Origin of the sequence: Cellulophaga sp. 20_2_10 (assembly GCF_023476645.1) — a bacterium.
Lineage (GTDB): Bacteria > Bacteroidota > Bacteroidia > Flavobacteriales > Flavobacteriaceae > Cellulophaga.
The window spans coordinates 24510-37432 of record NZ_JAMCOJ010000014.1 but is presented as its reverse complement, the minus strand read 5'-3'; the positions used below and the strand labels follow the sequence as shown (position 1 = coordinate 37432).

The following is a 12923-nucleotide window of genomic DNA, read 5'->3' as shown; positions in this document are numbered from 1 at the left end:
CTATCCAACGCAATATTAGAGCAGGAAAAATATGTGAAATAACCAAAACAAGAGTTTATGAAATTAAAGAGCATATTGACCAATTTTACCACTAAATAACGTGCTACAACAATAGCTATAGTTAATACGGGTTTTGGTGCTTAACACAAAGTTTAGTGTGTTTTTATAGAGGTCGCCAAATTTTTAAATTTGGCTTATTGAGAAGAAAGATAATAAGAAAAATTTAAAAATTCGGCTTGTGACTAAACCGAATGGTAGTCGCCTTTTTTCCGCCCTACGATTTCAGATACTAAACGTTGGCATTCATTGAAAAAACGAGCATAAAACAAAAAATATGATAAAAAGAAACATCCCATCAATATTGATAATAATAGCAATGACTTTAAATATATTGAATTTTGATTTTTCAAATTTCAACATTGAATCAAAAAAAACTTGGTTGTTTTTAGGTGCTTCAATAATTATTATTGCTTCGATAATATTAATATTTATTAACGAAAATAAAAGCAAAAAAAAGATATCTGAATAGCAGCAACTAAACAGATTTTTCAGCAAGTTGAGGAATCGGAAACTGAATTAAAAAACAAGAACTTAACTGAATGTGGAATTTAGCCAGATTCGGAATTGAAAAAATTTGCGAAATAAACCACTGACGGAATTCACTCAAACGCAGTAAAAATAAGTCGGAATAAAAACAACGAACCGCCAACACAGTATATGATTTATTGCTGCTTCTGGCCTACTTACGAAGCCCAAAGCGCAGGGACTAGCGGATTTTATTGGTCGGTAAATAGTTGCTAAATTAAGTGCTTATTACACGCCACAAAGCGTATACCCGTTAGCAACTAAGAGCTTCTTTAAAGATTCGTTCTTTTTTATCAATTTTATTATGCGCCAAAAGTTATAGTGCTAGAATACGTCACTAATAATAATGTAGCAGTTACAAAAATACAGCGCAACTTTTTATGGATTTAAAATTAGTTCATGAGTTTTCCATTTTCATATTTTTGAGCATAACGCATATATCCATTAGAGTAATAGTTAACATCACCATGTAATACAAATTGCTTATTGGTATATATATATTGTTTAAAAACTTTTTTGAGGTAATTATAATCGTTGTAAACATATAAATTAAGGTTCGTCCCATTTTCAATTACAGCTTTGTACCTTAGGTTATGCAGCTTATCAAAAATGTATACTAGTTTTTTATTGTTATACCTATAGGACTCTGCATAATCACTATGCCCAACTTTTAAATCTATACTTTTATTTAAAAAATCACTATTTGACACCGTATATCTTGCTATACTATTGTTAAAATGTAAAAATTCAGCAATAGTATAATCTTGGGATACAAAAACTTTGTCTTTATACTCTTCTATTCCCTCAAAATTGATAGAAACACCTCCTTCAATATAAAACTTGACACTATTTTTAGGAGTCTCTTTAGCTTCCTTTAAATTTCCTTCACTATCGTAATAATTACTTGCATTTATAACAAATTTTCCTTCCTCATCATACGTAATCTCCGCTATAACTATTCCGTTAGGATGGTAATGTATGGATTTATTCTTAGTTCTAATAAACCTCATTTTACCGTTAGGAAAATAAAATTCTCGTGGATAATCTAGAATATTGTCTTTAAAAGTTAACTTTTTTCGCAAGTTGCCATCTTCATAAAAATATTCAAAAACACCATTTTTTTGTCCATCAATATATATTCCTTTTTTAACTACTGTTATTTCCTTTGGTTTATAATTAACGATGACTTCTCGTCGCATTTTTTGAATTATCCCATTTTTAAATTCAACAATATCCAGATAAGCATTACTCTCAATTTTCCACTCTCCTTCTAATTTTCCATCAATAATTTCTCCGTAACCACTATAATTCTCTACAGACGAAGATTTCTCGTCTAAAAAAATATAGAAATCATTCCTATCAGAAAAGTTTAACTTATGCAGACCTTTTAGAAGATGCCCATTAACAGAAAATTCATTTGTTTTTTTATTGTACTTAATATCTTTATCCGAACGCTCAATATAATTTAATCCTGCTATAGAAGTTCTATTAAAATGCGTTAATAAAGTATCAGATTCTTTATTGTACCTATTGTCTACTATTACGTTTTCCTTTTTTGTAAATGCAGTATTGCCTTTGTTAAAGTCATAAAAATCGATATTATCCTTAAATGATACTTCTTCTAACGATATTTCAATTTCTTCATAGTCACTGTCTATATCTTTATCAATTATATACTTATTTAAAATGGACCTATTATTTATAAAATCTGTACTCTTTATTTTTACTTTAGAATTAGAAATTAAATTAATAATATCGTCTTCAAAGTTATTATTTGTAATTAATGAGTTATCAATATTGAAAATATTATCTTGTTTACCGTCACTTTCAATTAAAGAAGAGGTTTCATTATCTGTGATATAACATTCTGAAATATTAATTTGGTTTATACAATCTACATATGTTTCATAATCAAAACCAGAAGCATCAAAGATTGCTTCAGATAACTCATTGCCATAAATATCGCACCTTTTAAGGTTAATATATTTTGTATCATGGCTACGAATTATATAATTATGATTATTATAAAAATCACAATTGAAAAAATTTAAACTTTCAGATTCACTTGCATGAATCCCAGTTAACCCTGAACCATCAAAACTTGAGTTTTGAAAATAAAAATTATCACAATTAGAAAAACTCAAAACATCTCCGCCACAACTGGAGACATTTTTATGGTAAAAATTAATATTGTCTATGTAAATATTACTAGAGTTTTTAAATTCAATAACATTTGCTTCTTGTTTTTCTGTGAAAAAATCTACAAGATTTTTACCCTTAATTTCTAAATCTAAAAAATTAGAGAACACCAATGTTTCTGCATAATCATCCGCATAATCATCCGCATAATAAATTAGATGAGAACCTTCTTCTTCCTCTATACTCTCTATAATTTCTTTTCCTTTGTCTAAGTTTATCTCTTTGGCATCAACAATAATAGTTCTGTTAGACCTAAGAGCTTTAAAAAATTCTTGTTCATTTTTAACAACTACAGTATCTGCATATATATTAGACTCTTTTGTGTAAGACTTATAATCTAAATTGCCATCAAAAATTCGTCCTTTAACATATTCGTTTTTATCTTGATAGACTACTTCTACCCATTGACCATAAACATTAACCCTATTCATTACATTCATAGTTTCAAAATCACGAAACTTAGTAACTAAGACTTCTGCTCCAAATGGTATTGCTCCTAATTTAGTCTCGTTAATAGTATCTTTTAAAACAATACCCGTTTTACTATTAATTATAGCCTTATAAAGGTAATCTCCCTCATATTTTTTTACTAGCGTATTGTTATTAGTACTATTTGTAATGGTATCATTTACAAGAACAGAATTATTATTTTGAGTAGTTTTATTTTCTTTCTTACAAGAAATAGCAACTAAAAATAGACTAAAGCATAATAAAATATTCCTTTTCATTTGAAGTATTTTTTTTACACAAACTTAAGAAAACTAAACACGCACACAACTAACCTTATACCAATAACACCAATTTCTTAAGTACAAATATGTAGCAAAGTAACAAACCAAAACAAAAGTACTTACCGTTTACCCTTCGTTACTTATACGTAACGTTTTGTGTAATTTAGAGCAACATTACAGACAATAATCATAACATCATATAAGTATAATCACCAAAAATCTTTATAATGAAACAACTTGAATTAAATGTTGAGGAAAAAAAATTAGAAATCAAAAGGAACTTCCTTGGAAATGAAAGAGTGTTTCTGAATGACAAAATGGCTAAGCGAAAAACGAACTCTTTCCGGAACAACTCATAGTGGAATCTACTAAAAACGGATTTGTACATTATGCTGATTAAGAGTACTAATGATTTAAAAGATAAAACCTTTAGATTAAAAATGTAGTTTGGGCGTATAAAACTGCACACAAAATTAATTCAATTACACAAATACGTATTTATAATACAGAAAATAGTTTTAAATTGTGAGAAAAACAGCAACCAAATAATAGTTAGAAATTTAAAACGTGCGTTTACACAACCCTATTGGCGAAATAAACGCAATAAAATGAGGTTACTGACTAGTTGTAAGCAATACGAATGAAGCTCTTCGAAGACAAAATAAGAACGGATAAAAAACCTGCAAAGCATAACGATAATACTTTTGATTTTTTTGATAGAAGCGATTCTGAAAAAGGTAAGGTAATTAGAGAAGTGTTGAATGCTTGGTTTGATAATTATCCGCAAGATGAAAAACCTGAATTCAAAAAAAGATTTCGGAAAGAATTTTCATCCTCTCTTTATGAATTATTCATTCACGAATTGTTTACGAAACAAGGATTTACATTAGAATCACATCCTATATTAAAAAACTCATCAAACCGACCAGATTTTTTGGCAAGAGGAAATGGTATTGAGTTTTACATAGAAGTTAAGGAAGCAACAGATAAAACTGATTCGGAACGAGCACTTGAAAATAAAACTAACCAAATCTATGATATCGTAAATCAAACTGATTCACCTAATTTTTTTCTTCAAATAGAAAAGTTAAATTTTAAAACAGAACAACAACCAAGTGCGAAAAAAGTAGTTAGATATTTAGAAAGTAAGTTACCAGAACATAATCCTGACTTGGTCTTGGATAATTTAAGCACACTTGGAATTAAAGGAATACCATCTATTAGCTTCGAAGACCAAAATTTGAGTATGGTTATAAAGCTTATGCCCAAATCAAAAGAAATTCGTGGAAAAAAGGGTATTCGTCCGATAGGTATGTTCCCGTCCGAAGGATTTATTGGTGGAGCTGATGATTCAATAAAATCAGCACTTCAAAAAAAAGCTACTAGGTACGGAGAACTTGATAAGCCTTTTCTAATTTGTATTAATTCTAAAAGCCATAGAGGAACTGATAATTATGACGTAATGGATTCCCTATTTGGAAGCACATCTGTATCTTACTCAACCGACCCAAATAATAAAGACGAGCGAATAGAACGTAGTATGAATGGCTTTTTTAAAGATAATTCTGGCCCAAAATACACGAAAGTAAGTGCTGTAATGATTAACCGATTGGTTCTAGGACACGTAAAAGAAGGTAAGTATTGGTTTGTGAAACATCCTTTTGCTCAAAATGACTTAAACTTTGATAAATTCGAAATTGACAAAACATTCGTTGAAAAAAATAAAATCATTTATAAAGAAGGAAAATCAATAAGGGAAATATTGGATTTGGATAGATTTGAATTAAGCTTTTGAAGAAAGTACTGCTTACAACAAAGTGTATAAAACATAGCTAATAAGTGCTAAAACCTGAGGTTATCGCTCATTTACGAAGTTCCGCCAAATTTTTAATTTGGCTTTTAAAATAGAAAAGATAAAAACAAAATAAAAAATTCAGCTCTGTGTTTAACCCGAAATATAGTATATTTAAATACGCTACGTTCCATACACAAACCGTTACCAACAAGCTAAAAAAATGAAATCGAAACTTCTATCAATATTTTTTATAATTCAATTATTTGCTTGTAAAAGCGAAAAGGAAATGACTTTTTCGGATTTTGTAGAAGTGGAAAAAATTGAAAAGGTAATGATGAGTAATAACTCTGGAAAATTTATACTATCGCCTGAACAACTTACCGAATTCAAAAAGCAGATTTCCTCAATGACTAACGAACCAAATATCACAGTAAAATTGGGTGCGATACATATGACTTTGATTATGAACAACAAAAAATATGATATGGCGACAGCAACACACGGAGATTTTGTTGAAATTGATTATAGTTTAGTGACAAAAAACAAATCGGAATTTAAAAATGTTTTCTTTAAAACTAATGGAATAAATTTCGATAATTATAAAAAAGCGGAATAAAGGCCAGTTGGTAACAATGGCTATAATTAATACGGGTTTTGGTGCTTAGCCCAAAGTTTATTACTTTTTACCAAGTCCGCCAAATCTTTTGATTTGGCTTTAGAACAAAAAAAGATAAAACAAAATAAATCCCGAAGCGTCGGGATGGCTAAGTACGAAATCTGAAAGTAAGTACATTTTAATCCCTTACTATTCTTATACAAACCGTTCCCCATAATTTAAGAAATCACGAAAATCGATGAAAATAAGTCTACTAATTGGAATTCTTTTTTGTTCGATTATGTTTGCGTGCGGAACGAAAAATGAAGACAGGTATATTTTCTTCCTTCACAATCGTTTTATAGAAACTCACGAACTGAACGAATTGCATCCAGAATTTGGACGGACTGAATACAAAGAGATCGTATCAGAGTTTGAAAAGAACGGATTTAAAGTTATTAGTGAAAAGAGAAACGGAAATGTAAATGCGAGAGATTACGCAGTCGGAATTAAATCTCAAATTGATAGTTTACTAAAAACAGGAATTGAACCCCAAAAAATAACCGTTGTGGGAACTTCAAAAGGTGGATATATTGCTCAATATGTTTCGACTTTGGCAAACAATCAAAATTTAAATTTTGTATTTATTGCAAGTTTCAGGAATAACGACATTCAAGATATACCTGAAATCAATTATTGCGGAAATATTTTAACGATTTATGAAAAGTCCAACCCATTTGGAGTTTCTTCATTGGAACGAAAGAAAACCTCAGATTGCGTAATAAACCAATTTAAAGAAATAGAACTGAATACAGGAATGGGGCACGGATTTTTATTTAAACCTTTAAAGGAATGGATTGAACCGACAATAAAATGGGCGAATGAAAATTATAACTTAGAATAAATACTGTGGTCAACACCATCTATAATTAATTGCTTGTTTTAAGCCTACTTACAAACCCCAAAACACAGGGACTACTAGAACTTCTATTCGGTTTTTATTTACTAAATTAGGGGCTTAAAACACGCTACACAACCTACCACAAACTGTTGGCTGTAATTAGACAAAACAAGAGAATGAAAAATCGGTTTTTTATATTGCTAGTATTTTTATCTACAATTGGTTTTCTTCAAAACCGTAAAAGCACGTCAAAGGAGGTCCCATACGTAGAAACAAATATGTTAGTAGCATACGGTGAAGAAATCTACAAGAGAGAAAACTGTATAAACTGTCATACACAACAGATTGAGCAAGAGAGCTTAAAGTTAATTAGCCTGGATGGCGTTGGAGGTAAATACTCTAATGAATGGCTTTATTATTACTTACTAGATCCTAAAGCTATAGTACCTAATTCAAAAAAAACTTCCTATACTGAGCTCTATAAAAACACGCTTAGCAATGATGTTGTATCAGAAATAGCAAAAGAAAAAGGTTTCAAGAAAAGTAATGAACAGTTATGGAACAATATAAATAGACAGGCTGAATCATTATCGGATGAATTAACTACACAAGAAATTAATACAAAGAACAATTCTGAGGTATTAGCTTTAATTTCTTATATACAACAAATACCTGCAAGCAAACCCCTGCAAAAAATTGATAGTATAGCACATAGTATTCAACGGCTTAACTATGTAAAGGAACAAAAAAAATGGGGTAATCTTAGAACGTTTACGAACAATGAAACAAGTATAAAAAAAGGAAAACAGCTTTTTGAAGAAAACTGTGTTGCATGTCATATGTTAGATGGCGGTGGCGGAATAGGCCCGAACCTTACCGATAGGAACTGGATATTAGGAGGAGGGTTTAAAAATGTCTTTAATGTAGTTTCTGAAGGTGGTAGAGACGGAAAAGGTATGATAGCATGGAAACAATACCTAAAACCAGAAGAGATAGCACAAGTAGCGAACTACGTTTTAACTTTTCAAGGCACCACACCTTCCAATCCTAAAGAATCAGAAGGTGATGTTTGGGTAAATCCAGAAGCACCCAAAGAAGAGAAAGAATAACTACTGCCAACAAAACCTATACGTGATGCTAACTTTAAGTCTAAACGGAAAGGTCTGTGTATATTTATAGTGTCGCCAAATCATAAGTCTGATAACTTTCTGTTCCCGTACAAACCATTGCCTAAGCGCTCCCACAATTTAACTACATTTATTAGAGTACCAATCTAAAAATCAAATAAATAGAAAAAAGTTATACGATGTGACTTTAATCATATTTTAACAATAGACTCCAAAGTATCTTGCAGCGTATTTCTACAGTAAATAATTGAAAAGAAAGCAATCTAATTTTAATAGAAATATATTAATCATAATTTCTATATACTATGAAGGATTCTAACATTTATTTAAACGGCCTAGGATTAAGCTCCCTATCAGCTGCTGTCTACTTAATTCAGAAAGCCGGTTTTAACCCGGAAAATATTCACATTTTTGAAAAAAACCCAGAGACAGATTTAGTTGGAGGATCAATGGATGCATCTGTTAAAATGGTTGATGATAAACCTGTTTACCTTATGCGTGGAAGTCGCATGTACGAAGACAAAGTATATTGTTGCACAAAAGAACTGTGGTCGTTAATACCTTATGACGAACTTGGGTCTTGTTTGGACGACTATGAACGTAATGCTGCAGAATGCAATATGAACACCGTGGTTAGACTACTACATGCAAACGGTGAGAAAGATACTGGGCACGACCTTGGGTTAGGTACTAAAGAAGCTCTTGAAATGGCTCGATTAATTGAGATACCAGAATTCAAGATTCCGGCAGACGCCAAAATAACGGATTATTTCAGCGAAGATTTTTTTAAAAGTAATTACTGGTATATGTGGCGTGCGCTATTTGCTTTTCAGCCATGGCACTCTGCGATAGAGATGAAACGTTATATGAAACTATTCTACCACCGCATGTCCGATATGGAGAAAATGACCTCTTTAGAGCGTACACGTTACACAAACTACCACTCATTTATACTACCTGCTATTAAACTGATCACAAAAAAAGGAGTTCAAATACATTATAATACTTGTATTACAGATGTAGACTTTAAAGAAAGTGATAATAAACGCTGGGTAGAACGCTTACATTTAAAAAACACAGAAGGTAAGGTACTAGATGCAATAGAGGTTAGACCAGAAGACAAAGCATTTTTAACAATCGGTTCAATTGTATCAAATCACTCTTACGGTTCTCATGATAAGCCTGTAGCTACAACACCCGTAGAAAAACCAGGAGAAGCATATGAATTATGGCAAAACATTGTAGCAAAACAAGCAGACCTAGGCAGACCAGACCGCTATTTACGTGACGTTTCTCTTTCTAGAATGATGCACTTTACGGTCACTTTTAGAGGAAACCTTTTTGAAAGAAAATTTCAATGGTTAGTTGAACGACCAATGGGCGTACAAAGTCCCTTGCCTTTGACACAATCTCCATGGATATTGCACGTACACACCTATAGACAACCCTTTTTCCCTGGGCAAGCAGAAGATACTTGTGTAATTTGGGTTTCAGCATTAGGTGAAGATAATCTTGGTCAATTTGTAAAAAAACCAATGTATGACTGTACTGGAAAAGAAATTTTAGAAGAGCTTTTAGGGCATTTATGGGGAGATCTAGACGAGAGCGAAAAAACAGAACTTCTTGAAACATCATACTGTGTGCCTTGTAGATTACCATACGGTATCTCTCAGTTTCTACCCAGAACCGAAGGTGATAGACCTCTTGTTGTACCTAAAGGTTCGCAAAATTTTGCGCTCTTAGGGCAATTTGTAGAAATACCAGATGGTATAGTTTTTACGACTGAATATAGTGTTCGTGGAGCAATACTAGCGATTAACGAATTAGTTGACTCTTCTATAGAGCCTCCTAAAATGTATTTTGGTCAACACCATATATGGGATAACTTAAAAAATGCAAAAGCAATTTTAGGTTAAAAAATTTAATTAAATAGCGTAATCTAACACACCACTTACGCTCTTCAAATCAACGGCCAACACCGTTGATTTGAAGTTTTATACCCTAAAGTACTACTAGCCTTTAAAGCGTTCCTTTCTATTCGCCACATGAACCATTATTGATAGGGCTGCCGTTCATGTTCTGCTTAATTTTTAATACCGAATATAAATTGAAAAACCACGAATATATATTGGTGGTTCCATTAGTCTGTAATAATCTTAATATTTAGACCGTTAAAAATTCGACTTTGTATTTAATCTAAAAATTAAATACTTTTTTATACGCCGTGTTTTATATACAAGACCGTAAAAACAATTTAATTAACGTTAGAGTAATTTAAGAGCTAAAAATATGAATTTCAAAAAACACATTTCAACACTATTTTTAATAGTTATTTTATTTGTTTTATATTCTTGCAATACTAAAACTGAAGAACAGCAAATTAAGATTAATAATTTACAAACGCAATTAACAGTTAAAGACTCTATTATTAATGTTATCTCTGAAGATTTAGACAAATCGAACCATAAAATTGAAAATAGTAATGCCGAAATTTCAACTTTAGAAAAACAAATTAATGCAGAAACTCTAATTAGTTTTACGAGTGAATCTACTCCAATTCTAAATACTACAAACTTCATAAAATTTGCTTTTAAATCTCGTGACCTTGAGAATACAAATATTATGACAAGTATTTGGAACGGTGGAGCATTTATCAACAGCAAACAATTTGGAAAAGCAAGGTTAACATTAGACGACTCTTCTATTATCAATTATATCTGGAGTAGTATAGACAGAAGTCCAGAGAACTTAAAAAAACTTATAACACCTAAGGAAAAACAAGTACTTTATTTATTATTTAAAAACAACAATTTATACAAAGACTCAGGTGCATCGTCAATAGTAAAAGCCTTATTAACCGCTTATACTGAAGTAGAAAATAATGAATCTATAAGGTACGAAAACGATTTAACCAATAAAATGTATTCTCAAGACCCATACGCAGATAGCTATTCGGATGTATATAAAGAAATTGAGAATACAATTAATGACTTTGCTAGCGAAGAGGTTAAAGGTATTTTGTCTGATGAAAATTACTCTCCTAGCAGTGGCCGAGAGAGTAAATTAAGCAACAGAGTGTTTTTTGTTTATACATTTTGGATAAGAAGGTATAAAGAAAAGAATCAAACACTAGTTTATGAATTACTAAAAGAGCTTCACCAAAACGTATCTAAAGAAAGCTCTAATTCTTTTTAAAATTTTAGTTAAATATATGATTTTAAGAAGATCTGAGATAAAATAAATAGTTGTTAATCTAAGCTGCTATCATAATAAGCTCATAGGTTTTAAAACTATTTTTTTTGAACTTTTTTACTGTGTTTAGGTACTACATTAGGCGCTTAACCTCTCTATTAACCGCATAGAAAACCGATCGCGGTAATTTTTCAACACAATTTACAAACAGAACTATGAAGAATACAATATACATATTTATCCGATTCTTACTTTTAAGCATATGCTATATACCATTAGGATTATTAATGTTTATTGGCAAACCAGCTAGACTTGAAGGGCTGTTATATGACATAGAAAACTTTATAGGGTTAGCGTCTTTTGTAAACATAATCTTCTTTGCTGCTTGTATTTTTGTTGGGTTTGAAACAATTTGGTTACTATTTAAGCGAAAGAAAAATAAGTATATACCTCTATTTCTACTTTTAATCCTTTTTGGCATTTTGTATTTCTATTCTGTAGAAAATAACATTTTTTACAAAAAAGAAAAAGGTATCCCTACTAAGGTAACACAGAACACTCTTTTAATAGCTACAGAGGGTAGTATTTACAACTTTAACACAGAAACTAATGAAATAGTTTGGGAGTATACTAGTGCGTTAGACTCTCAGGGAAATAGAAATAGTTTTGTTGTTGATGAACAAAATATTTTTCTGCCATTTGAGAGTGGTAAGCTGGCTAATTTTAATATTAATTCAGGGAAGATTATCTGGGAGAAGCAAATTTATGGTCGTCAAAGTACCGGAATAGAACTTACATTAAACAATGAGGTTATAGATGTTGATAATATTAGGCCTCTATTTATGTCGCAACCACTAGTAGACCATAAAAATGTTGTTATTGCATCTCACGGCTATCCAAGAAGAACAACACCTTTATTGTACAATTTTAATAAGGCAACAGGCAAGATTATTTGGAAAGAACGTCTTCCAACACATTTTAACCTATTTGCCCCAGTAAAATACAAATCATATCCCCATGACTACTATTTTGTAAATTCTGCCGTGTATTTAGAGAAATATGGCGCTGAGACTGGGTCAAGATACAGCTACGGCATGTTTGAAGACGAAGAGAACTACAAGCACTTTGAAAAACCAATATATGCTAAGATGCAAACAGATGGTAAAAACATCTATATTGGAGATGAAAACGGAAAGTTCTACTGTCTTCCATTAAACGAAGATGGTAATACTATTAATGATCTAGATCTTTCTGATCCAGAAAATACATTTATAAAAAATCCTTCAGTATTTAAATGGACATTTACAGATGAAAACTTTACTTTTCAGAGTAGTGGAAACAGCTTTTTGGAGAATAATATTTTATATACTGTTATTAAAAATGGCAGCGCTACTAAGTCTGCTGTTTTTGCCATTAACACCAATGATGGAACTCTAAAATGGAAAAAAGTTATAGAAGGTAGTATTCTCAACTGGACTCTAATTAACGATAAGATAGTTGGAAGTACCTCTAAGACCATTTTTTATTTAAATGAAGAAGATTATCAAGAGTTTAATAGCACCAGAAAACCACTATCTAATATAGAATTACTAGATGAAAATCGCTTTATTTACATTACTGAAAATGGCATAGAAGTTTTTGATGTTACAAAACAAAAAGCATCTATAATTTATAATAAAAAATTCAACGACAACTCTCATAATACAGCGCAATTAAAATATATATCAAAATAAAATAGATGGACAAGCCGGTGTTTTCTAGGATCCTAAAATTTTTATTCTAGAGATTAGAACGCCTT

8 protein-coding genes are annotated in these 12923 nt (G+C 31.0%); 7 read left to right on the top strand and 1 reads right to left on the bottom strand.

The genetic code is table 11. The features are described 5' to 3' along the window. Positions 1-977 precede the first annotated feature (977 nt). Complete coding sequence (locus tag M4I21_RS17275; protein ID WP_249560484.1) at positions 978-3512, bottom strand: right-handed parallel beta-helix repeat-containing protein; 2535 nt, start codon at positions 3510-3512, stop codon at positions 978-980. A 643-nt stretch (positions 3513-4155) separates the two neighbouring features. On the opposite strand from M4I21_RS17275, the gene M4I21_RS17270 reads away from it, so the two are divergent. From M4I21_RS17270 to M4I21_RS17240, 7 genes are all read left to right on the top strand, one after another. Then, positions 4156-5310, top strand: coding sequence for a hypothetical protein (locus M4I21_RS17270; RefSeq protein ID WP_249560483.1), 1155 nt, complete (start codon positions 4156-4158; stop codon positions 5308-5310). A 220-nt stretch (positions 5311-5530) separates the two neighbouring features. After that, the gene (locus M4I21_RS17265) at positions 5531-5926 is read left to right on the top strand and encodes a hypothetical protein (RefSeq protein WP_249560482.1); all 396 of its coding nucleotides are present in this window, start codon (positions 5531-5533) and stop codon (positions 5924-5926) included. Between the two features lie 238 nt (positions 5927-6164). Continuing rightward, the gene (locus M4I21_RS17260; protein WP_249560481.1) at positions 6165-6809 is read left to right on the top strand and encodes an alpha/beta hydrolase; all 645 of its coding nucleotides are present in this window, start codon (positions 6165-6167) and stop codon (positions 6807-6809) included. Positions 6810-6982: 173 nt separating this feature from the next. Further along, on the top strand, positions 6983-7915 hold the full coding sequence (locus M4I21_RS17255) for a c-type cytochrome (RefSeq protein WP_249560479.1): 933 nt from the start codon (positions 6983-6985) through the stop codon (positions 7913-7915). A 323-nt stretch (positions 7916-8238) separates the two neighbouring features. Further along, a complete protein-coding gene (locus tag M4I21_RS17250) occupies positions 8239-9849 on the top strand; it encodes an oleate hydratase (RefSeq protein ID WP_249560477.1) in 1611 nt (536 codons plus the stop codon). A 373-nt stretch (positions 9850-10222) separates the two neighbouring features. After that, positions 10223-11128: a hypothetical protein gene (locus M4I21_RS17245; protein WP_249560476.1), complete on the top strand. Its 906-nt coding sequence runs from the start codon at positions 10223-10225 to the stop codon at positions 11126-11128. Positions 11129-11340: 212 nt separating this feature from the next. Continuing rightward, on the top strand, positions 11341-12858 hold the full coding sequence (locus M4I21_RS17240) for an outer membrane protein assembly factor BamB family protein (protein ID WP_249560475.1): 1518 nt from the start codon (positions 11341-11343) through the stop codon (positions 12856-12858). Positions 12859-12923: the final 65 nt, after the last annotated feature.